We start from the raw sequence: 24,295 nt of genomic DNA, 5'->3' as shown, positions 1-24,295 counted from the left end.
CTTCACTGCTTTTATAATTCTTAGGATGAACATATATTAACATAAGCCATTTTCTTTGTGTAGTGACAAATTTAATCAGTTTTATTGATTTTTTTTAATATATCATCCTACTTTTAATTTAAATTTCTGTTCTTCTTTATCCGTGTCCACTTCAGTAATAATTGCACCAAGTCCTGCTAATTTCTGATCAAATTTCTCATAGCCTCTCTTGATATATACAATATCTGTTACTGTTGTAAATCCTTCTGCAGCTAATCCTGCAATAACCAATGCTGCTCCTGCTCTTAAATCAGGTGCTGCCACACTGGCTCCTTCTAAACTGCCTACCCCTGTTATAATTGCTGTATTTCCTTCAACCTTGTTTACAGCACCCATTCTTCCAAGTTCTGACATATATTTAAATCTGTTTTCGAAAATACTTTCTGTAACTGTACTTACACCGTTTGCCATTGATAAGACTGCCGCCATCTGTGGCTGCATATCTGTTGGAAAGCCCGGATATGGTAATGTCTTAATATTTGCACATCTAATGAATTCACCTGCTTTTACCTTAACGGCATCATCATATTCTTCTACTGAACAACCCATTTCTATAAGCTTTGATGTAATACATTCCAAATGTCTTGGAATTACATTTTTTACAAGAACTTCTCCCCCTGTAGCTGCTGCTGCACACATAAATGTACCTGCTTCAATCTGATCAGGAATAGTTGAATAAACTGTTCCATGTAATTTTGGAACACCTGTAATTCTAATCTTATCAGTTCCTGCACCTCTAATATCAGCTCCCATGCTGTTAAGCATATTGGCAACGTCTACTACATGTGGTTCTTTTGCAGCATTTTCAATAACAGTTCTACCTTCTGCTCTTACTGCTGCTAACATTACGTTAATAGTAGCTCCAACTGATGACACATCAAAGAAAATGTGATTTCCTTTAAGCTGTTCTGAAAATGCATTAAGCATTCCATGGTCCTGAATTACTTCGGCGCCTAAAGCTCTAAAACCTTTTAAATGCTGGTCAATTGGACGTGCTCCAATTACACAGCCACCCGGTAGAGCCACTTCTGCCTTGTGGAACTTACCAAGTAAAGCTCCAAGCAAATAATATGAAGCTCTAATTTTTCTCATTTGTTCCTCTTCAACAATGTGAGAAGTAATTGTTGCTCCGTTAATAATAACTGTATGTCTGTCTACTCTGTTAATAGTAGCTCCTATTGTTTCTATTGCATCTATTAATTGATTAATATCACTTACATCAGGTAAGTTTTCTATTGTTACGTTCTCATCCGCCATAATTGCTGCAGCAATAAGGGCCAATGCTGCATTCTTTGCACCACTAATTTCTACTTCACCTTTTAAGGCAACTCCGCCTTTAATAACATACTTTTCCATTTATGCACCTCTGGTTATATGTAAAATCTATATCTAAAAAATGTTAATTATCGTTTTTTATTTTTGCGCGCACTAATACAAATATATTTTTACGCACTTTCATCTATTATAACATAAAGTGCAACTTTGTAAACTGTATAAGTAACACAATTTCAAGGCAAATTCTTCCAATTATTATAAATTTTTCACTATTAAATAATATATATTGTTATATATATGTTTTTTTGCAAATTATGTTACCTATACAGCATGCTTAAATTAAGTTTAAACTATGCGCTATGTTTCATTTTTGTTTTACTCTACATATTTCAAAGGATTGACCTTTACTCCTTCTTTGATTACTTCAAAATGTAAATGTGGTCCTGTGCTGTCACCTGTATTTCCTGAAAAGCCTATTAACTCTCCTTTGTTTACAATGTCACCTTTTTTGACACACAAAGAACTCATGTGTGCATACCTGGTTTCCATATTATCTTTATGCTTTATTAACACGTTATAACCATAGCTTTCACTATAATATGCAAGTTCTACAATGCCAGCCTCTGCGCCATACACCTTTGTCCCAACGGGAACTGCCCAGTCGTGTCCTTTGTGGCAGGCATTTCTGTCAACAACGTCTCCGAAATACGAAGATGTAATTCCACCCTTAATCGGTTTTATAAAAAATAGCACAGATGATTTCTTTAATTTGTCATTTGTGCTATCTTTTAAATTCTTTTTTGATGTTTTGTTGGACTTGTTTTTTATTTTCTTTTTATAAATTTTCGGGTTAATCTTTTTTTCATTTAAATCTTTTTCTCTTGTGTTTCTATTAATAACGTAACCGTATGCATATATTTCCATTGTAGTTTGTTCAAAAATAATGATTCCTATCATAAGTAAAACACATAAAATCGGCAGAAACAATATTTTCATCTGCCTGTTAAAAAGTTTAAATCTGTTAATTTCTATACCCCCAATTTTGCTTCAATTAGTTTTACTGTCTGCTGTATTGTATGTCCATGCTCATTTATTATTATATCCGCATATTTTTCATATAACGGTGTTCTTTCATTAAATAAATCTTCTAATGTTTGTCCGTCCTTTAGAACTACCCCTCTTTTTTCCAAGCTTCCTAGTCTTTTTGAAAGTGAATCAAGATCAAGTTTTAAATAAATAACTGTTCCTATTTCTGACAAATGCTCCATTGCTTCTTTTCCATAAACCACACTGCCGCCTGTTGCAATAATTGATTTTTCTGTGTTAATTGAAGCATTAACCTTGTTTTCTATATTGATGAATTCATCAATTCCCTCTTCTGCAATAATATCCTTTAACAAACGGTCTGTCTGTTCTTGAATAACTAAATCTGAATCCATGAATTTGTAACCTAAAACCTTTGCAAGCACTACTCCTATTGTACTTTTTCCAACTCCAGGCATTCCTATTAATACGATGTTTTCTTTATTCATAATTGTGTCCCTTTCCATTAAGTATACTATTTATTTTTTGTCCTATTTTCATTAAGCAGGCTTGCCCTTTTAACAGCACCGCTTCCATACTTTGCATTAATTAAATCTAATGCCTTGTCCAATTTTTTCATTTTCTCTCTGGATATATTGTTTTCTTCTTTGTTCCATGAATCAATATCCATAAAAGTCAGTTGTTCCGGCTCGTCTTCTTCTATTAAATTAGCTGTTCTCACACCTAAAAGCCTAACCGGTCTACCACTCCACAAACCTTTAAACAGATTTTTTGAAATGTTATATATTTCTGTTCCGGAATCAGTAGCAATATCTACTGTAATTTGTTTTGAACATTTTGTAAAGTCATTATATTTAATTTCAACAGCAACTGTTTTTGCCTTTTGTTTTCCCTCTCGTAACCTTCCTGAAACTTTTTCTGAAAGTCTTAGAAGAATTCTGTTTATTTCAACAATATTGTCTAAATCCTTTGGAAGGGTTGTGGAATTTCCTACGCCTTTTAAATCTTCCCTTTTGGTATTTACTACGCTTTCGTCAATTCCGTTAGCATATTCCCACAGTACCCTGCCATGACTTTTTAAATGAGCATCTAATATGGTAACAGGGCTTTTTGCCAACTGACCAATTGTAAAAATTCCTAGTTTATGTAACACATTCACGCTGGATTTTCCTGCCATAAATAAGTCTTCCACAGGAAGCTTCCACATTTTCTCTTGGATTTCTTCTTTGTAAAGAGTGTGTACCTTATCCGGCTTTTCAAAATCTGATGCCATTTTTGCCAAAACTTTTACATCTGAAATTCCTACATTTACAGTAAAGCCAAATTGTTCTTTTACTTTGTTTTTTATTGTATATGCAGCTTCTATTTCGTTAGAAAATTTGTTTCTTATTCCTGTATAATCCATATAGCACTCATCAACGCTTACCTGCTCTATATCCGGTGTAAATGATTTCAAAAGTTCCATTAACTTGTGACTTTGTTCAGAATAATAATCATGCTCCGGTGGAACAATTTCCAAACCGGGGCATTTTTTCAAAGCATTTACTACAGGTTCTCCTGTAACTATACCGTATTTTTTTGCAGAAATTGATTTTGCAAGAACAATTCCATGACGGTTCTTCTTATCTCCACCTATAATACAGGGAATGTTTCGGATGTCTTTTGGATAACCGTTCTTTAACATCTTAACTGCTGTCCAACTTAAATACGCTGAATTTACATCTATATGAAAAATTATCTTATCATGCTTCAACACTATTCTCCTATTAATAATTTTTCATTAAACTGTCTATATTTCCTTGTTGTCTATTTCTTTTCTGTCCACTTATTTGCTGTCTACTTATTTTTCTTTCTTTTTGGTTTTTGAGTTTTTCTAACTGCAAATCCAAATTTACCAAGTTTCTTGCCTGTGCTGTAATATTGACCATGAGAATAAACTATAGGCTTTGCTTTTGCCAAATCAAACTTGCCTTTTTCATCCATGTACTCTTTGTCTGCATGAACGCAAAGAACTTTTGCAATAAACATATCATGAGTTCCTAAATGCTTAATTTCTGTCACTTCACATTCAATATTTACAGGGCTGTCTGTTAAAAGTGGTGCCTTAACATACTCAGCCTTTTCAGTCTGCAAATTCATTTTTTCAAATTTGTTTTCATCACGACCTGATTTCACGCCACAATAATCTGTAGCCTTAGCCAGTTTTTCTGTTGTAAGATTAATTACAAACTGGCCTGATTTCTTAATCATATCGTAAGAATATCTTGATGGTCTTACTGAAATATAAACCATTGCCGGATCAGTACATATAGTTCCTGTCCATGCTACTGTAAATATATTTTCGTTGCCACTATTGTCAGCCACTGTTACCAAAACAGCAGGCAGTGGGTATAACATATTGCCCGGTTTCCAAGTTTCCTTTGCCATATTTTTCTCCCTAAAAATTGATTATTTTTCTTAAATCTTATTGACTCTTTTTATCCTTATTTTTTAACTTAATATTCTTTATTTTTACCTGATTTTTATCAGCTGTGTAAACAACAGTTAATTGGCTGTCACATTTACCTGATATGCTGTATATGTAACTGCTTGTAAGGGATGTATCTGTTGATGATACATAGCTGTAAGAATATTTGTAAGTTAAAGTGTACTCTTTGTTTTTCTTATTATAAACAATCTTGCTGTCCTTTTTATTAATTTTCATATCAATTACTTTTAGCTTTGATACATTTCTGTCATCAGATGGATATGTGATTTCCATTGATTGGTCAACAAGTGATGAAACTTTATTTTTTGTTTTCTTTGTGCTAAATAACTTCAACAGTTCTTTTCTTTTACTGTCTTTTGTTCTAACAGCTTTGTAGAACTGGTCTACAAGACTATCACAATTTTTGTTAATTATCTTAGTGTAATTATCATTAGCTACAGGTTGAATCTTTGACAAATCAAGTTTTGTATCGTCTTTACTTACATTCAAAGTTTTTACCATAGCGTAACTTGCATTTGTAGCTACAGCTTTGTAGTTTCCTTTTAAAGTTTTATTAAAAAGATATACTTCCTGGCCACTTGAATTTTTTGAAACTTTTGCATTGCTGTTTGTAATTGTAATGCCATTTAACTGTAATTCATTACCTGCCGGTAAAGTAACCTGAAAATTGTTGGTTAAAATATCATCTATGTTTACATAAAAGTCAGGTACAATATTTAAACCTTTTCTTTTGGATGTTATTTTTACTACGAAATCTTTTGTTTTTCCTGTTTCTTCGTTTTTGCATTTAATTGTTACTGACTTCTGCCCATCTTTTGTTTCAGGCTTATTTATATCATAAGAATCAATGGTATATTGTTTTCTCAAATTTTCCATTTTCTTAGTGTATAATGTTTTTTCCACATACGCACCTTCTTTGTCTATGTAACTGTACATTTTGTTATAATCCATGGCAACGAAAGCTCTAAAATAATTAGATGCCACATCTGTTGGATCTGATTCATGGTTAATATATGCTGCCGCTGCCCCTGTCCCAAAACATATACTTATAAACAGTAAAATACATATAAGGGAAAAGATTCTGCTTTTTCTTATTTTATTAATTAATTCTTTCATAGTTACTCCTTTTTTGCCTTCAAGGCATACACCTTAAATGTTACCCATTATCCTTGATTTTTGCAAGGCTTTTATGTATCATTTACATAAGTATGATGTAATATTTTAAAGACGAGGTTATAAAAAACATGGATAAAAAAACAATGTTTAATGAAGCTTTAGCAAAATTAGTTTCTTATGCTACAGCTCACGATAATTTAATTACTATGGAGGATGTTAAATCTTTCTTTAATGGTCTTATTGACGATGACAGTCAGTACAAACTTATATACGACTATCTATCAATTAATAAAATAGAAATTAAAGGCTTTACTCCTAGTGACGACAATATTTTTGACGACAGTCATGGAATGAATGCCATCTCAGAAAACATAGCAAAAGATGAAAATGGGCAGTCACAGGAAGAGACTGATTTTATAAAAATGTATATGGATGATATGGACGCTCTTCAAACTGTATCAGATGTAGAACAGGCTGCGCTTGTAAATAAACTAATAGCCGGAGATGCATCTGCATCTACTCCACTTGTAGAGTCTAAACTAAAGAAGGTTGCAGATATTGCAAAAAAATATTGTGGAAAGGGAGTTACTTTTGGTGACTTAATTCAGGAAGGTAACTTAGAACTTATGGTTGCCGTTTCTGAATACACTAAGGAATGTGGTGATTTTAATAATTATATTGATAAACGCATTGAACAGGGTATCCGCAACGTAATTAACAGTCAGATTAATTCTGATCGAATCGGACAGCATCTTGCTGACAAGTTAAATCAGCTTGACAACACAACAAGCAAGCTTAGCAAAGAGCTTGGTCGTGTGCCTGAAATTTCTGAACTTGCTGATGCAATGGGAATTACAGAAGATGAGGCTTCTTTATTGCTTAAAACATCACTTGATACTTTATCAGTTAATCAGGATACCCAGATTACAGATGCCAAAACAGCTGAAGAAATTGCAAAAGAAGGTACTGTTTCCGTTGAAGACTTAATTAATAATAATTCTGTTTCTGCAGATGGATTTATGGGACAAAGCTATGCTTCTACAGATGACTCAATGGATATTACTAAACCGGCAAGTGGTAGTGATCCTTTAACCTGGAGAAAACATACAAGATAATTCAGTACAGTAATTTATAGTATTTTGTAATTTATTATTTTAAAAGAGTTATATTTTTTCATAAACGTATTTGGTTATCAAATATCAAAAATGTTGTTAACTTTGAAGATATGTATCTGAAATTCAGGACATATACCTTCAACTTTAACAACATTTTATTCTTTACATATATTTCTTAAATATTCTGTTAAATATAAAAGAATTCAAATATGCAAGTACCGAAAATCCGACAAATGACATTACATATATAACAGAGGATGCTGCGCTTCCTAATGTTACTAGTAGAATAATAGGGAGTAATGTAATGGTCACAATTAACAAAGTCCATGGAAAATGACCTATTCCCATTAAGAAGGCATTTTTCAATGTATTTTTCACTGTGTTTTCAAAAGTGCTTTGTAATGCCATGGCATAAAGGAATACGAAAAGTATTGCTAAAGCTGCTGCTAACATAAACCCTCTTAATACTGTAGGTAGCAGACCTTTTGGCATATAATTGATTATATATAAATCGGCTGTTGGGATTAATGAAAGCACCAATAAAATAATCCACATTATTGTTGATTGTTTGAAATTTTCCTTGAACAGTTTAAAGTATGACCTAAATATGTAGCCTTCACTGTTACTTGCCATTTTTTTTGTTACTCCATAAAGAGCCGTTGTTGACGCTCCTATAGTAACAATAGGTAACGAACATATAATAAATAGCAGGTTTACTATTATTAAATCTGCTATTTTTGATAAAAACTCATATAGTTTGCTGTCAATTCCAAACACAAATATTTCTCCTTACAATTCTTTTACTGATTCTTTCTCTAATAATTCAGCTTCAAAAATCAGTTGTTTCTTTTCATCGTTTCCATTTATAGCATCCATTAAAAGTTTTATTGACGACTTAACCATTTGTTCACAAGGCTGTTTCATTGTTGACAATGATGGTTGAAAATATCTTGACATATCAAGGCCGTCAAATCCTAAAACCGAATAATCCCCGGGAATTGTTTTACCTTCTTCCATAATTGCCTTGTACGCCCCAAAAGCTGTTAAATCTGAAATTGCATATAGCGCTGTGAAGTCTACATTAGATTTAAGCAATTCTTTAGTTACTTCATAACCATTTGCTACTGAATATTCCGGTATATCATCCTTCATATATCTTATTAACTCATCTTTTATTTCAATGCCGTTGTCTTTCAAAGCTCTCTTATAGCCTCTTAAACGAAGACCACCAACCGCCTGATCATTGCTTCTGCCTGAAATCATTGCGATTTTCTTATGACCTTTTTTACATAAATAATCAACTGCTCTATAGCTTTCCTTTTCGTCATCAATTGATACAGATGAACAATTTCTTTTTGGTGCCATCATATTAACTGCAACTGTACACAAAACATAAGGTACACCGATTTCTTCCAGTCTGTTGTCTAGAGAATCCATCTGGCCCCCAAGAAAAATAAGGCCTTTTAATCTTTTTTCTTTAGCAAGCTGTATAGCTACACTTACATCATCCTGGTCTTCTCCAAGCGCATGAATTAAAAATGTATATTCTAACTTCTTCAATTCTTCTTCAAATATCTTAAGCATTCCTTGAAAGAACTGATTGTCAATTCCTTTTATTAACAATGCTATTGTATTTGACTCTGTCATTTTTAGATTTCTCGCACTGTTATTTGGAACATAATTATATTCTTTAATTACTTTTAGTATTCTTTTTCTTGTATTTTGATTAATTCCCGGGTCATCATTAATTGCTCGGGAAACAGTGCTAATTCCAACCCCACATATTCTTGCTATGTCTTTGATAGTAAGATTTGCCATGTCTTTCCCCTTTCATTTAGCATAAATTAATAAGTTTCATTTCTTCCACAATTTAGCATTTTACCACATAGCTGTACTTTATGCAAAAAGCTGCGAAAGTTGTCCCTTCGCAGCTCTTTTAAGAAATTATTATCTGTATTCTGTTATGCTCTGCCATAAAGAACAGTCAACTTTTTAATTTTGTTGTTTAACCTTTTTGTTAATTGTGTAGATTTCAAACGCCATCTCCAATTGTCTCCTAATGTAGATGGTGTATTCATCCTCGACTTATTGTCTAAATGTAAATAGTCCTGCATAGGAATTATGCAAGTATTTGCAGTTGAAGCCTGAGCCATTCTTATAATCTCATCCACTAACTGTGTTTTTGTTTCAACTTTTCTTCCTATGTATTCTTCTATCATTTGTACTTCTTCAGGTTCAATGTCATCAAGCCAACCCTTTAATGTTTCATTATCGTGGGTGCCTGTATAAACTACACAATTCTTATCATAATTATATGGCAAATAATCTCTTGGTCCTGATGAGTCCCTACTATCAAAAGCGAATTCTAATACCTTCATATTAGGGAAACCTGAGTCTTTAACTAACTGTCTTACTGTGTCAGTTATATAACCTAAATCCTCAGCAATAATATTAATATCTCCCAAACAATATTTAATTCCATTGAACAAATCTATACCCGGGCCTTTTTCCCAATGCCCGCCTATAGCATCTTTGTCCTTTGCCGGTATTGAATAGTATTCATCAAAACCTCTAAAGTGATCAATTCTTACAACATCATATAATTTCACACTTCTCTCTATTCTCTTTATCCACCAGTCATAATTAGTGTATTTGTGATAATCCCATTTGTATAATGGATTTCCCCAAAGCTGTCCTGTTGCTGAAAATCCATCCGGTGGACATCCTGCAACTGCAATTGGATTTCTCTCATCATCTATTTGGAATAATTCAGGATGTGCCCACACATCAGCACTATCATATGCAACGTATATTGGAATATCACCAATAATTTTTATTCCATTATCGTTTGCATATTTTTTCAGTTTGTACCATTGTCTGTAAAACTCATATTGAATAAACTCATAAAAAGTAATTTCATCAGCTAATTCACTTTCGTAATATTCCATGGAATATTCCCATCTGAGTTTTATGTCCTCCGCCCAATGGTCAAAACTCTGCCCATTAAACCTTTCCTTAATAGCCATGAACATTGCATAATCTTTTAACCAATAAGCGTTTTCAGCTTTAAATCTTTTAAACTCTTCACGTTCGCTTATATCACTTTTTTCATAAGCAGTTTTTAAAAGTTCAAATCTGCCATTATACAATTTCTCATAATCTACTTTATCTGTTTTGCTACCGAAATCCACTTTATCACATTCTTTTTCTGTTAGAAGTCCCTGCTCTATTAAGTCTTCTAAACTAATAAAATAAGGATTTCCTGCGTATGTTGAAAAAGACTGATAAGGTGAATCTCCGTAGCTTGTAGGTCCTATAGGCAATATCTGCCAGTATTTCTGGTCGGCTTCTTTTAGAAAATCCACAAATTCATATGCTTCTTTTGAAAAGCTTCCTATACCATACTTTCCAGGCAAACTTGAAATTGGTAATAAAATTCCACTAGCCCTCATAGTTCCTCCTTAAATAATCTTTAACCCTTTACTGCTCCTGCAGCTACACCTTTTATAATATGCTTCTGACATGTGAGATAGAATAATATAACAGGTATAATACTTAATATAATAAGTGCCATTATCGCACCTAAATCTACTGAACCGTAACTTCCCTGTAAGTATTGAATATGAATTGGAATAGTTCTGTATCGATCCAAGTCAAGAACTAAATATGGAAGAAGATAATCGTTCCATATCCACATAATCTCAAGAATACCTACTGAAATTAATGTTGGTTTTAACATTGGTACAATAACGATGAAAAATGTTCTGATAGGTCCGCAACCATCAATTGCTGCTGCCTCCTCGATTTCAAGTGGCAAACCTTTGATGAATCCCGTAAACATAAACACCGCCATACCGGCTCCAAATCCCAAATATATAACCGGGATTGTCCAAGGTGTGTTAAGTCCCAATGAATCTGCTGTATTTGACAATGTGAACATTACCATCTGGAATGGCACTACCATTGAGAATACAAACAGATAGTAAACAATCTTACAAACTATACTATCAACTCTGGCAATATACCATGCTGCCATTGATGTACAAACTAATATTAAAGCCGTTGATAAAACTGTAATTACAAAACTGTATAATACTGATTTAAAAAACGGATAATTTCCAAATGTAAAACCTTTGATGTAATTAGCCCAACCTACTAAAGCTTTTCCTATAGGCCATGCAAATGTATCTGTTTTAACAAAGGTATTTGCTTTAAAAGAGTTCATTAAAACAACAAATATCGGACTGACATAAATTAATGTTACAATTGATAATATTATTGTTAAAAGCTTTCCATGTTTCAATGGAATTTCATTGTTCTCTTTTAATTTTTTCTTCTTTGTGGCAGCAACTAATTTTGTATCTTTTAAATTTCTATTTGTTTCTTTATTGTTCATTATTGCTGCACCTCCTTTGATCTAGTTGCCTTAAGCTGAATAATTGATATTCCTGCAACTAAAATAAAGAATATAACGGCTTTCGCCTGTGCCACTCCCTTACCTGTAAGTGACTGTCCATAAAATGTGTTGTAAATATTAAGTGCCAACATTTCTGTTGTCTTTATAACTGAACCATCCTTTAACTGTTCAAATGGCTGACCATTTGTTAATGCTAAGTTTTGGTCGAAAAGTTTAAATCCATTAGTTATTGTTAAGAACAAACAAATTGTAATAGATGGCATAATATTTGGAATTGTTACTCTTGTTAATGTCTGCCATTTGCTTGCTCCATCGATTTTTGCTGCTTCAATTAATTCTCCGGGAACTGCCTGTAACCCTGCAATATAGATAATCATCATATATCCAACCTGCTGCCAGCACATTAATATGATTAAGCCCCAAAAACCATATCTTGTTTCCATTAATATTGAAGTGTTCATTTTTCCTAATATACCATTGAAAATCATACTCCAAATATATCCAAGAACAATACCACCAATTAAGTTTGGCATGAAAAATGCTGTTCTAAATAAGTTTGCACCTTTTATACCTAACGTTAATAAATATGCTATTGCAAATGCCAGTATATTTATCAAAAATAGTGATACTATTGCATACAATGCTGTATACCAAAATGCATGTATAAATGACGCATCGCTAAATGCATCCATGTAATTTCTAAAACCTACAAAAGAAGCATCTCCGATTGTAACAAATTCACAAAAAGATAAATAAATTCCTCTTAAAAATGGATAAATAAATCCAATACAAAAAGCTCCAAAAGTAGGTGCTAAGAATAGAAGAAAGCATCTTTGAATAGGTCTGCGAAGAAGTTTAGAATTTACAGATGTTCCACTGTTATGTTTTTTCTTTTTTTCTTTCACAGCAATCTCCTCCTTATTTCTAATAAGAGGGGGCGGGCTATGCCCGCCCCCTAAATATCAAGTTTCTATATTTATTTCCTATAGCAATTAATAACTATTATTTAGTTAATAATTATTGTCCAATCAATAATTATAATTTATTTATTGGATAATTTATTTGTTAGCTGCCTTATATTGTGTAGCCCATCCTTCTACAAATGCTGTCTTAACATCATCCCATGAACCGCCTGCATCATATTTGTTCATTGCTGCTACAAGGCTTGCTCTCCATTCATCTACATTTGGTGTGTAGTTAAATGCCCAGTCAACATTGTAATTTCCTGCATCAAATAAGTCGTTTGCATTCTTTAAGAATACATTTCCACTGTCTGCTGCTTTCTTATATGGAATAGCGCCAAACTGTTCAGCCATAACTTTTGTACCTTCATCGGAAGTTACTAACCATTTCATAAAATCAAGTGTTGCCTTCTGATCAGCTTCTGAAGCTTTTGCATTAACTGCCCAGCAGTTCTCTGTTCCTGAGCAAAGGCCTGCTTTTTCTTCACCATCAACTCCACAGTAAATTGGAATCATCTGCATATCATCATCTGAAATTGATTTTTTTAAAGCATCATATTCCCATGTACCATTCTGGAAGAATACTGCTTCACCATTCTTGAATTCTGCTTCTGCATCATAACCACCTGTTGCTAAAGTGTTCTTATCGTATTTGCTGTTGTTAATGTATAAATCCCATGTTTTTTTGAAGTTATCTAAATATTTTCCTTTAATTGTTGCAGGAGCTTCTTTCCATCCATCATCTCTTCCTTCATAGAATAATGGCATGTTTGCTAAGTGTCCTGTAAATCTCCATGATGATGCATCATCCATTCCTGATGATGTAAATGCATCAAATCCAAGTTTGTCAGCTCTCTTATGAATATCTTCAGCAACTGACTTTAATGATTCAAAGTTCTTAATGTCTGAAACTTCATATCCTGCCTTCTTAAGTAATTTCTTATTTACAATTAATCCATAACTTTCATAGCAATAACCGATTGATGCAACTTTGCCTTTGTCATCTTTCAAGTTAAATGAATCTGTACTTAATTCCTTGTAAATATCTGTGTCCTTAAGATCTAAGCAATAATCATCCCAAGTCTTAACTGCTGCCTGGTTACCAACTACAAATAATGTAGGTGCTGCTGATTTTCCCATTTCAGAAGTTAATGTTGAGTTATAGTTTCCTGAAGCTGCTGTAACAACCTTTACCTTAACTCCTTTTTCCTTCTGGTATGTCTTTGCTACTTTCTGTAAAGCCTCATCAGCTTCTGGTTTAAAGTTTAACCAGTAAACTGATCCTTTTTCTGAGCTTGATTTATCGCTCTTAGAACTGCTTCCACATCCTGCTAATAATCCTGCTACCATTGTTGCACACAACGCTACACTTAATAATTTCTTACGCATATCTTTGTCTCCTTTTCTTAAAAAAATAACTTAGGTTATCCGATATTTCCATTTCCAGTGTGGTACTCACTTTCTTTGGAAACGTTTCCTATGAACTGATAGTAGCACTTTTCGGAAACGTTTTCAATAATATTTTCACAAATAGAACACATTTCGACCTTTTATACAATAAAAGCTTATCTTTTTGTGCATTTTGCACATATACTGTAACGTTTTTATGCGTTTTTTATCTATTTACCATAGTTTTATTTTTTTATGCAATGAATCTTCTGAAAGAATTTTCTATTTTTGAAAGCCTGTTACTTATGACATTCTTTCACACCCAATGGGTGTCCGTCCGCAACTATTTTCTTTTCGCACTAGTGTGCATCCCTAGTGGAACGTTTTTTGGACAATGAGAAATTCTTTCCAAATTTCTCATTGTTCAAAAAAAAATGAGCCGGTACTTAAGTACCGGCCCTTTAATGAGATTAAGTAAAATATATATTTAAGAACAGAGTTCTAAAATATCTTTTTAATAAATAATTGTTAATTACTGTTAATTATTTTTCATCATATTTCAATGCATCGTATCCTGTATCACCTGTACGAACTCTCATTACATCTTCGACACTTGTAACGAAAATCTTACCATCGCCATAGTGTTCTGTATTAAGAGCTTTTCTTGCTGCTGCAACTACAAGTCCTGGATCAACCGTTGATACAACTATATCAACCTGAACTTTCTTATAAAGGTTCATTGTTGTTGACACACCTCTATATCTACCTGTCTTACCTTTTTCAGCTCCACAACCCATTACCTGAGATACTGTCATACCCATTACTCCAATGGCATTCATTGTATCTCTAAGAACTCCAAATCGTTCTTCAGGACATATAATAGAAATCTTAGTATATCTGCCTTCTGACTTATCACCTAATGTAAGTGGTGTAGGTTTAACATCTGATAAATCAACTGCCCCTTCACTTTCACCTGCATATGATGGTGCTGCTGGAAGGAAGTCTGCGTATGCTGATGCAAGACCATGTTCTGAAATATCCATACCAATAATTTCTTCTTCTGCTGTTGTTCTAAGTCCAATTGTATGTTTAATTAACTGGAATACGATTGTCATCATAATCGCTGCATATACATCAATTGCCACAATACCTAAAATCTGAATTCCTAATAATTTTGCTCCACCACCGTAGAATAAACCTGCGTATGCTGAACCATCTGCAAATGCCTGTACTGTATCACCTTTTCCTGTTGCAAATAAACCAACTGCGATTGTTCCCCAAACACCATTTGCCCAGTGAACACCAACTGCACCAACAGGATCATCAATGTGGAATTTCTTGTCTAAAACTTCTACAACTACATCTACTAAAATACCTGCTACAGCACCGATGATTAATGCGCCAATTGTATCTACTGAAGCACAACCTGCTGTAATTGCTACTAAACCTGCCAGTGAAGCATTTAAGCACATGCCTACATCAGGCTTACCATCTTTAATCCATGTGAAAATCATACATACTACTGTTGCTGTTGCAGGAGCAATTGTTGTATTCATAAAGATTGAAGCTAAACTGTCAACATTTGTTGCTGCTGCACCGTTGAATCCGTACCAGCCAAACCAAAGAATGAAACATCCTAAAGCACCAAGTGTAATTGAATGACCGGCAATAGCATTTGATCTGATTTTTCCATTTGATCTCTTTGTATATTTACCAATACGAGGACCTACAATAATTGCACCAACTAAAGCTGCCATACCACCAACTGAGTGAATTACTGCTGAACCGGCGAAATCAACGAAATGTAACTGCTGTAACCAACCGTGTCCACCGATGTTCCAAACCCAGCCTGCTTCAATAGGATATACTATCAAGCTGATTGCTGCTGAGTAAATACAGTAAGCACTAAACTTTGTTCTTTCAGCCATAGCTCCTGAAACAATTGTTGCTGCTGTTGCACAGAACACTAACTGGAATACAAACTGTGACCAGTTGAAGTTGTTGTAATTTGTAAAGATATCAAGGTTTGGTACACCAATGATACCCATTACATAATCCTCAGACATCATAAGTCCAAATCCTAAAAATACGTACATTATAGTACCAATACAAAAGTCCATAAGGTTCTTCATAATGATGTTACCAGCGTTCTTTGCTCTGGTAAATCCTGTTTCAACCATTGCAAATCCTGCCTGCATAAAGAATACTAAACCAGCACCAATTAAGAACCAGATTGCAAAACTACTGTCTGTAGCTGCCTGAATAATTTCTTTTGCGTCCATAATTTTTTCCTCCATTCTTTCAGTCATATTTTTTCTTTTAAACATTTGAATTGACTTTTTTCAAATGTTCATCACAAGATTTCTCTTGTGGGGAAACATTTTAAAGGGGTATGTTTTCCTTCTTACGAAATTCTTTTATTCTCCTAAAAACAAAAGAAAAAGGGAGCTAGACCTTTACGTCTGCTCCCTTGCATTTCGTTTAACAATGGCTATTATAACATCTGTTTTTTGTTTTGCAACAGTAAACCTGTCTTAACTAAAATTATTAAGACATTGTTTTAAATATTTAACCATTTGTTTTATTTTATTAGTTTAGTTCTTTCTAACTTTAAGTTTGGAAATTATATTTCCTATTTCTTCATAATAATCTTTTTATAACTATGCTCTATTTGAAATTATGCTAAAGTTTCCTTTACCTGCTGGTAAATTCCTTCTCCGTCTAGCTTAAATTCTTTAAGTAATTCTACTGCAGGACCTGAATGTCCGAAAACATCCTGTACACCTAATTTTGTTACTTTTGTAGGTAATTTACTGCTTAATGCATCACATACAGCGCTTCCAAGTCCACCAATTACAGAATGTTCTTCAACTGTAACTACTTTTCCTGTTTTCTTAGCTGATTCAACAATAATATCTTCATCTAAAGGTTTGATTGTATGAATGTTGATTACTTCTGCATTGATTCCATCTGCTGCAAGTTTTTCTGCTGCCTCTAATGCATAGCCAACCATAAGACCTGTGGCAACAATAGTTACATCGCTACCTTCTCTCATTTTTACACCTTTTCCAATTTCAAACTTGTAGTCTTCCTTGTTAATAACAGGTGCTGCTAATCTTCCAAGTCTTAAATATACAGGACCATCCATTTCATAAGCCGCTTTTACAGCCGCCTTTGTTTCAATATCATCACATGGACAAATTACTGTCATGCCTGGAATTGTTCTCATAAGTGCAATATCTTCGTTGCACTGATGTGTAGCTCCATCTTCTCCTACAGAAATACCTGCATGTGTAGCTCCAATTTTCACATTTAAGTGTGTATAACCAATTGAGTTTCTTACCTGCTCATATGCTCTTCCTGCTGCAAACATTGCAAATGTACTTGCAAATGGTACTTTTCCGCAAGTTGATAAACCTGCTGCAATACCCATCATATTTGCTTCTGCAATACCACAGTCAATGTGTCTTTCAGGATAAGCTTTTTTGAAAATACCTGTTTTTGTAGCTTCCGCTAAGTCAGCATCAAGAACTACAATATCATCATGCTCTTTGGCAAGTTCTACTAAAGCATTACCATAGCTTTCTCTTGTTGCGATTTTCTTTACTTCTGACATAATGCTTCACCTACTTTCTCTAAATCTTCCATTGCCACTTTGTACTGCTCATCATTAGGAGCTGCACCATGCCAATTTACTTTATTTTCCATAAAAGATACACCTTTTCCTTTTACAGTATTCATAACGATTGCTGTTGGCATACCCTTTGTTTCTTTTGCTTCATTTAAAGCACTTCTGATTTGGTCAAAGTCATGTCCGTTAATTGTAACTACATGGAAATTGAATGCCTTAAATTTTTCATCAATGGGATAAGGTGAGCATACATCCTCAACTGTTCCATCAATCTGCAAATTATTGTTATCCACAATAAATACCATATTATCTAATTTTCTGTGACCTGCAAACATTGCTGCTTCCCAAACCTGTCCTTCTTCGATTTCTCCATCACCTAGCATTGCATAAACACGATAGTCACTGTTATCCATCTTTCCGGCAAGTGCCATACCTACTGCTGCTGAAATTCCCTGTCCAAGAGAACCTGCTGACATATCAACTCCAGGTGTGTGCTTCATATCAGGATGTCCCTGCAAATATGAGTCAATCTTTCTTAAAGTTGTTAAATCTTCCTTTGGAATAAATCCTTTTTCTGCTAATACACCATATAATCCCGGTGCTGCATGTCCTTTTGATAAAACAAATCTGTCTCTATCCGGTTTGTTTGGATTTTTGGGATCAAGACCATTCATTTCTTCAAAATAAAGAAATGTAAGCATGTCTGCTGCTGATAATGATCCACCCGGATGTCCTGACTTTGCACTGTGTAATGCTGTCACAACATTCTTTCTCACTTCATTTGCAATTTTTGCAAGCTGTAAATTTTCCATTGTTACTTCCTTTCTTAAATATGAAAATTTTATATGTCTGAATTATACTAAATTTCAAAATCTGATTCCTGTAATAAATTAAGTCCGTCATTTTTTGACTTTGAACCAAATATACCTTTGAACTTTCTTCCCAACTTCTTGGTATGCGCAATGGCATTGTCGATTATTTCTTCAACATTGTCCTGTGAAATTCCCTTATTTGCTCCAAAATAATCATCTATTGCCTTATAAAATGCCAAGTTGGCAAGTTCATCCATTTCGTATCCTTTGTTCAATGCATAACGCTTTCCATATTCTACCCATTCCTCAATGTTGTATTCCTTGATTCTAACAATGTGATTAAATGTAGTTTCAAGTTTTGGATTCTCCTTAAGTAACTCTTCCATGCCATCTTCATTTCCTTCAAGAATAATAAGCATGTCATCTGTAAACATTCCACATCCATCTAACAGGCTAATAACAGTCATTTTTCCAAGTTGGTCTGCATTTTCGATAATTAAGTCACTGCCTACTAACTTGCCTAATACATATTTAAAGCCTTTTCTATTAAGCACTCGTGCATCAACTTTTGCAAGTTTTCTGTTTCTTCTACCACGTTTTCTGTTTACAAGTTTAATTAATTCAATGGCTAATGTTGTCTTTCCTGTTTTTTCATTCCCCATTATAATTACATTTCCATGTTCTGACTTACCATTTGGAGAATAATTAACAATCAATTCCTGTAAAACTTCTCTTATGTTAATCTCAAAGCCTTCAACATTCAAGTAGTTTTTAAATTCTGTAAGTTCAGCTTCTGATAAAACATTCTCGCGAACAATATTATTATCCATTGTCTGGTCTTCTTTCTTTTCTGTCTTTTTATTTTCTGTCTTTTTATTTTCTGTTGCTTCTTCTGGTTCTGCCTCTGCTGTAGCAGCTACTTTTTCTTCCGTTTTTGCTTCAGTAGCTGTAACTGGTTCTTCCACATTTGCTTCCGTTTCAGTAGCTTCATCTTCTACCTTTGCTTCTGTTTCTGCAGCTTCATCCGCCTCTTTTTCTACTTCAACGGCCTCTTCTATCTTTGCTTCTATATTGTCAGCTTTTTCTTCTGTTCTCGTTTCAGTATTAATGCTTTTGTTATCTGCTTTTTCTTCTGCCTCAGCAGTAGTTGCTTTTTCTTCCGATTCAACAGACTCCGCATTTGCTTCTGCCCCAGCTGATGTTTTCTTTTCAACCACCTGTGTTTTAGGAGTATCTATAGTTCTATCTTCGCCTGCCGGTGTATCAGACTTTTGTTTGCCTTGAGCCTGTTTTTGCTCTTTAGACTCAACTTCAAATTCACCTTCCGGAACAATACCTGCACCTGCTAATATTTCAACTTTAGATGTTGGGTTTTCTTTAACTCTTACATCTGAGTCTTCCTGATTATTTGATACAACTTCCTCTGCTTCTTTTATTGCTTTTTGCAATTCATCGCGGGTTGGCAGTTTATCAGTCTTATATCCCATATCAGAGTTAGCAGCAATATTTTTGTACATCTTCTTCTGTCCTAAGTCATTGCTTTCATCTCTTGTTGGCGTTTTGTAGCCTAAATCAAGTGCCGGAACTTCACCTGTTTCCTCATGTAGTCCTTCTTCAATTTGTTCCTCTACCTGTGGTTTTACAACTCTGCTTACATTTGGTTGTTCTTCTTCACTTGAAGGAATCTGAATTTTTCCAAATATACGTGTGCTCCCCAAATCATCAGGAACGATATTCTCAGTTGACTGAGCGTTTTTGTTTTCTTCTAAATCTTCTTCTAAAACAATATCACTTTCATCAATTTCTATGTTATCATGAACACGTTCTTCTACCTTAATTGCATCATCATTTTCAGTGCCTTCAACTTTTTCTTCTGTTTCATTTAATTCTTCTTTAGAAACCAATTCATCATCAGACTCTTCAATAACACTTTCATCAATTGGAAGTATGCTGTCTTCTTGCTTTGCTTTAGAATTGCTGTCATTAACTTCTGCTGCCTCATTAATAATGTCAACTGCTTCTTTTACAGTTTCAGGTTTAAGAATTCCTCTTTCCTGAAGCTGTCTTAAAATATCACTTACATCATTAATGCCTGTTAATTTTTCAGTTCTTGATTCTTCCGGTTCAACCTGTTCTGAAACTTTCTCATCTGCCTGTGACTTAGGCTGTTCTTCATCGTTTAGCAACTGACCAACTGTAATGTCACCGTCATGTAAATCCGGTTCAAATTCGCCATTTTCAATTGTTCCCTTAACTGTTTCAGTATTGTCACTGTTTGTAACTTTAACCTGATCATCATTAGTTTTTGTTTTCTGCTGAGCTTCGTCAACAATTTCAGGTACCTTGTCATTCTGTGATGTTACTGAATCGACTGTTTCAGGTTCATCAGAAAGAATAATTTCTTCCATATCATCATCTTCACTTGAATTCAAATTAATAAATTCTTCTATATTCTTCTCTTCATTTTCAGCCTGCTTTGGTTCAACTTCTTCTGGAACACTCTCCTCTTCTTTTTCCGGTTTGATCACAGAAGCTGTGTCTTTCTGTATCATGTCAGGATTAATTTCAAAAGGTCTAAAAGTTCTTTTCTGTTTCTTATGTGATTTTTCTTCTGCTTTAGAAATAATTTTCTTTTCTTCAACATTTCCGTCTTCATCTAAGAACTGGATTTCATCCACAGTCTCTGAAGTTTTTTCAGGTTCAGGCTTCACTTCTTCTTTTGTCTGACCATTTTCATTACTTACTATTTCAGCAATAGTTGGTTCTTCAGTCATTTTGGGAGCCTCAACAATTTTAGCCTTCACTCCATCTTCTGAAATATCAGTAATTTCTATAATTTCATCCGCACTGTTTTCCGCCAGTGTTTCAGCCTTTTTTTCTTTTTCTTTTTTTATCTTTGCAGCCTTTGGATTATTGATTTTTTCTTTTAAGTCAGAGGCTTTCTTTACATATTTTCCTTCGGAGAACCATAAATTAATCTCATCGCATATATCAAGGCATTTGTCCTTTTTGCCGGCTTTGTAATAAAGTTTTGCCAACTCGTAAGCCCATTTTTCTTCCATGTCAAGATTTACATATTCTTCCAAAATATTAATTAACTCTTCAATAGGTTTTCCCTGAGCCTTTGCCATTCTATATCTTAGAATATATCTTGCAGTATCTCTTGGTGCCATTTCAATAAAGTCTTCATAATAGCTTCTTGCTGCAGCAAAGTCTTTTGTTTTAACAGAAATTAAACATAGCTTGTATGCAATAAGTCTACCTGCATTTGTATTTTCATAAGCAATTGTTAAAGCTTCTTTTGCCTCTTCAAAATTATGAGTCACCTCATAGGCATCTGCAACTAAACTTAAAATATTATTGTCTTTTATTCTCTTTAAATCTAAAGAATCTGCAATGTCAACTGCTCTGTCAAAATCCCTGCGTTTCATTGCATCTCTTAGCTCATCCATTTTTTGTATCTGTTCATTTCTATCCATTTGAATACCTCTTTGTTTTGACTTGTTAAACTGTTACACGTCCTTCTAATGCCCTTAGCAATGTAACATTGTCAATGCACTCTAAATCTCCTCCAACGGGAACGCCACTGGCTATTCTTGTAACTTTAATTCCCAAAGGTTTAACCACCTTGCTAATATACATTGCCGTAGCCTCACCCTCTACGCTGGAATTTGTAGCTATAATTACTTCATCAACATCATCTTTTAGTCGTTGAAATAATTCTTTTAATTTAATATCATTTTGCCCAATGCCAGCCATTGGATTAATCGCTCCATGTAAAACATGGTATACACCTTTGTATTCTCCTATTTTTTCATAGGCTGCCATATCCTTTGTTGTTTCAACCACCATAATTGTCTTGTGGTCTCTTTGATTACTGCTACAGATTGGACATACTTCCTGATCTGTAAGGGTACAACAGATTTTACAATATTTTACATTATTCTTTGCCTCTACAATTGCAGACGCTAAATCATGTACCTGTTCGCTAGGCATGTCTAATATGTGGAATGCAAGCCTTCCTGCTGTTTTGGGACCAACTCCCGGCAAAGCTGAAAGCTCTTCTATTAACTTTGTAATGTAACCACTGTAGTAATCCATTAGAATAGACCACCCATTCCACCGGTAATTTTAGACATTTTCTGTGCTGATACTTCTTCGATTTTTCTAATAGCTTCATTAACTGCTGCCATTGTTAAATCTTCAAGCATTTCAATATCATCTGGATCAACTACTTCCGGATCAAATTTAATACTTGTAATTTCTTTCTTACCTGATATTGTAACTTCAACGGCACCGCCACCTGATGTTGCAGTGTAGCTTGACTCTTCAAGCTGAGCCTGTGCTTCTTCCATCTGCTTTTGCATCTTCTGTGCCTGCTTCATTATATTATTCATGTTTCCAGGCATGCCTCCCGGAAATCCTCCTCTTCTTGCCATTTAGAAATCCTCCTCTTCAACTTCCATTTTTATTTTTGAGACTACTTCCATAAAATAATCACTAAAACTCTGATTATTTTCTAATATAGTCATTTCAATTCTTACCTGTTTTTGTATTTCTTCACTAATCACATTAGTAAGCATCTCTATTACCTCAGGTTTATTACAACCTTCATAACCAATTGAACCTGCGTTAAATACAATTAGCAAGGTGTCTTCACCTTTGACGCTAAATCTTGCATCATTTAAATAAATCTTATATGGATTAGAAATGTGTCTCTTGATTCTTCCCCAGTTATCCACAACTGCCTGTATGTCAGCCGGAACCGGTTTATCAAATACCTTCTTTTCCTTTGGTTTCTCCTGTGCCTGAACAGTAGGTTCAGAGGCCACCTGCTTTGAAACAAAATCACCATTTTCTATTTTCTTCTCCATTAAAGCAATTCTGTTATTTAATGAACTTATGTCTCTTTCCATGGCAGGTTTAGTTAATTTAATAAATGCAATTTCTATTAACACACGTTTCTGTGATGAATATTTGATTTGTCCTGCCAATTCAGAAAAAATTCTAATATATCTCATAATTACATCTGTATCCACCATATCCGCTTCTTCTTTAAGAGACTGTATTCTCTCCTGGGAAGCATCTATAATTTCACTTGCTTCATCAGATGTTTTAATAAGCATCAAATTTCGTAAATACCAAATAAAATCATTAACAAACTGTCCTAGTTCTCGTCCCTGCATAATTATTTCATCTAATAAATTAATACATGAAACAACATCACCGTTAATGATTTGTCTTGTAAGTCTGCTGAAAATCTCGTTATCAACAGCCCCTAAAACCTCTAGAACATTCTCGTATGTTAACTTCTGTCCTAAATAAAAGGCTATGCACTGGTCCAAAAGACTAAGTGCATCACGCATGGAACCATCTGCAGCTTTTGCCACATATCGAAGTGCCTTTTCTTCAACTTCAATATTTTCTTTTTCCATAAGTTCCGCAAGTCTGTTTACAATAGTATCGATGGAAATTCTTTTAAAATTATATCTTTGACATCTTGATAAAATTGTAATTGGGATCTTATGTGGTTCCGTTGTTGCCAATATAAACAATACATATGATGGTGGTTCTTCCAATGTTTTAAGCAAAGCATTAAAAGCTCCAATTGACAGCATGTGAACTTCGTCAATAATATATACAGTATATTTTCCACTTGACGGAGTATACTGTATTTCATCTCTGATTTGTCTTATGTTATCTACACCATTATTTGAGGCAGCATCAATTTCTATTACATTCATGGAACTGCCTGAATTAATCCCCTTACATACATCACATTCATTGCAGGGACTACCATCAACAGGATGTTCGCAGTTTACGGCTTTTGCAAAAATCTTTGCCACACTGGTTTTACCTGTTCCTCTTGTTCCACAAAATAAGTAAGCATGTCCTATTCTGTTTGCATTTATCTGATTTTTTAAAGTTTGCACAATATGATCCTGACCCTTTACTTCATCAAAAGATGTTGGTCTGAATTTTCTATACAATGCTGTGTAAGACATGT

The 24,295-nt window shown here is 34.1% G+C and carries 20 protein-coding genes and 1 other annotated feature (1 of these 21 running past the window's edge); of the genes, 1 reads left to right on the top strand and 19 read right to left on the bottom strand.

What is annotated here, in order from left to right; translation table 11 throughout:
• Nucleotides 1–15 (bottom strand) — a binding site (T-box leader) (it extends 214 nt beyond the left edge of the window).
• 87 nt (nucleotides 16–102) lie between these two features.
• The 6 genes from DW006_RS07955 to DW006_RS07930 all read right to left on the bottom strand — a co-directional run bounded on the left by DW006_RS07955 (nucleotide 103) and on the right by DW006_RS07930 (nucleotide 5,962).
• On the bottom strand, nucleotides 103–1,395 hold the full coding sequence (locus tag DW006_RS07955; protein ID WP_117999786.1) for a UDP-N-acetylglucosamine 1-carboxyvinyltransferase: 1,293 nt from the start codon (nucleotides 1,393–1,395) through the stop codon (nucleotides 103–105).
• Nucleotides 1,396–1,689: 294 nt separating this feature from the next.
• The gene (locus tag DW006_RS07950; protein ID WP_158561091.1) at nucleotides 1,690–2,271 is read right to left on the bottom strand and encodes a M23 family metallopeptidase; all 582 of its coding nucleotides are present in this window, start codon (nucleotides 2,269–2,271) and stop codon (nucleotides 1,690–1,692) included.
• A 71-nt stretch (nucleotides 2,272–2,342) separates the two neighbouring features.
• Nucleotides 2,343–2,846, bottom strand: a complete 504-nt coding sequence (locus DW006_RS07945) for a shikimate kinase (protein WP_117999836.1) — start codon at nucleotides 2,844–2,846, stop codon at nucleotides 2,343–2,345.
• A gap of 26 nt (nucleotides 2,847–2,872) precedes the next feature.
• Complete coding sequence (locus DW006_RS07940) at nucleotides 2,873–4,111, bottom strand: DNA polymerase IV (RefSeq protein WP_278286614.1); 1,239 nt, start codon at nucleotides 4,109–4,111, stop codon at nucleotides 2,873–2,875.
• Between the two features lie 83 nt (nucleotides 4,112–4,194).
• Nucleotides 4,195–4,785, bottom strand: a complete 591-nt coding sequence (locus DW006_RS07935; RefSeq protein ID WP_117999784.1) for a flavin reductase family protein — start codon at nucleotides 4,783–4,785, stop codon at nucleotides 4,195–4,197.
• 37 nt (nucleotides 4,786–4,822) lie between these two features.
• Entirely contained in the window at nucleotides 4,823–5,962 is a 1,140-nt protein-coding gene (locus DW006_RS07930) for a hypothetical protein (protein WP_117999783.1), read from the bottom strand.
• A 128-nt stretch (nucleotides 5,963–6,090) separates the two neighbouring features.
• Between DW006_RS07930 and DW006_RS07925 the strand changes: the two genes are divergently transcribed.
• Nucleotides 6,091–7,077, top strand: coding sequence for a sigma-70 family RNA polymerase sigma factor (locus tag DW006_RS07925; RefSeq protein WP_022164837.1), 987 nt, complete (start codon nucleotides 6,091–6,093; stop codon nucleotides 7,075–7,077).
• Between the two features lie 162 nt (nucleotides 7,078–7,239).
• Here the strand turns inward: DW006_RS07925 and DW006_RS07920 are convergent, their stop codons facing one another.
• The 13 genes from DW006_RS07920 to dnaX all read right to left on the bottom strand — a co-directional run bounded on the left by DW006_RS07920 (nucleotide 7,240) and on the right by dnaX (nucleotide 24,293).
• Nucleotides 7,240–7,854 (bottom strand): DUF624 domain-containing protein, encoded by a 615-nt coding sequence (locus DW006_RS07920; RefSeq protein ID WP_022164838.1) that lies wholly within the window; start codon nucleotides 7,852–7,854, stop codon nucleotides 7,240–7,242.
• A gap of 12 nt (nucleotides 7,855–7,866) precedes the next feature.
• Nucleotides 7,867–8,895 carry a LacI family DNA-binding transcriptional regulator gene (locus DW006_RS07915; protein WP_117999781.1) on the bottom strand — a complete coding sequence of 343 codons (1,029 nt, stop codon included), beginning with the start codon at nucleotides 8,893–8,895 and terminating at the stop codon, nucleotides 7,867–7,869.
• A 143-nt stretch (nucleotides 8,896–9,038) separates the two neighbouring features.
• Nucleotides 9,039–10,529, bottom strand: coding sequence for a 4-alpha-glucanotransferase (malQ, locus tag DW006_RS07910; RefSeq protein WP_117999780.1), 1,491 nt, complete (start codon nucleotides 10,527–10,529; stop codon nucleotides 9,039–9,041).
• Nucleotides 10,530–10,549: 20 nt separating this feature from the next.
• On the bottom strand, nucleotides 10,550–11,473 hold the full coding sequence (locus DW006_RS07905; RefSeq protein ID WP_243002597.1) for a carbohydrate ABC transporter permease: 924 nt from the start codon (nucleotides 11,471–11,473) through the stop codon (nucleotides 10,550–10,552).
• A complete protein-coding gene (locus DW006_RS07900; RefSeq protein ID WP_117999779.1) occupies nucleotides 11,473–12,399 on the bottom strand; it encodes a sugar ABC transporter permease in 927 nt (308 codons plus the stop codon). Before DW006_RS07900 ends, DW006_RS07905 begins: the two co-directional genes overlap by 1 nt.
• 153 nt (nucleotides 12,400–12,552) lie before the next feature.
• Nucleotides 12,553–13,845, bottom strand: coding sequence for an ABC transporter substrate-binding protein (locus tag DW006_RS07895; RefSeq protein WP_117999778.1), 1,293 nt, complete (start codon nucleotides 13,843–13,845; stop codon nucleotides 12,553–12,555).
• 542 nt (nucleotides 13,846–14,387) lie between these two features.
• Nucleotides 14,388–16,127 (bottom strand): ammonium transporter, encoded by a 1,740-nt coding sequence (locus DW006_RS07890; protein ID WP_199521895.1) that lies wholly within the window; start codon nucleotides 16,125–16,127, stop codon nucleotides 14,388–14,390.
• A 395-nt stretch (nucleotides 16,128–16,522) separates the two neighbouring features.
• Nucleotides 16,523–17,461, bottom strand: coding sequence for a transketolase family protein (locus DW006_RS07885; protein WP_117999777.1), 939 nt, complete (start codon nucleotides 17,459–17,461; stop codon nucleotides 16,523–16,525).
• Complete coding sequence (locus DW006_RS07880; protein ID WP_117999776.1) at nucleotides 17,449–18,288, bottom strand: transketolase; 840 nt, start codon at nucleotides 18,286–18,288, stop codon at nucleotides 17,449–17,451. The genes DW006_RS07885 and DW006_RS07880 overlap by 13 nt, the downstream gene beginning before the upstream one ends.
• Nucleotides 18,289–18,335: 47 nt before the next feature.
• Nucleotides 18,336–21,767 (bottom strand): hypothetical protein, encoded by a 3,432-nt coding sequence (locus tag DW006_RS07875; RefSeq protein ID WP_117999775.1) that lies wholly within the window; start codon nucleotides 21,765–21,767, stop codon nucleotides 18,336–18,338.
• A gap of 25 nt (nucleotides 21,768–21,792) precedes the next feature.
• On the bottom strand, nucleotides 21,793–22,389 hold the full coding sequence (gene recR, locus DW006_RS07870) for a recombination mediator RecR (protein ID WP_022164848.1): 597 nt from the start codon (nucleotides 22,387–22,389) through the stop codon (nucleotides 21,793–21,795).
• Nucleotides 22,389–22,727 (bottom strand): YbaB/EbfC family nucleoid-associated protein, encoded by a 339-nt coding sequence (locus tag DW006_RS07865; protein WP_117999774.1) that lies wholly within the window; start codon nucleotides 22,725–22,727, stop codon nucleotides 22,389–22,391. The genes recR and DW006_RS07865 overlap by 1 nt, the downstream gene beginning before the upstream one ends.
• Entirely contained in the window at nucleotides 22,728–24,293 is a 1,566-nt protein-coding gene (gene dnaX, locus DW006_RS07860; protein ID WP_117999773.1) for a DNA polymerase III subunit gamma/tau, read from the bottom strand.
• Nucleotides 24,294–24,295: the final 2 nt, after the last annotated feature.

The sequence above is a fragment of the Eubacterium sp. AF36-5BH genome, from assembly GCF_003460505.1.
GTDB lineage: Bacteria > Bacillota > Clostridia > Lachnospirales > Lachnospiraceae > Eubacterium_G.
Note: the sequence above shows the minus strand (reverse complement) of the source record. Positions and strands in the feature narration are given on the sequence as shown.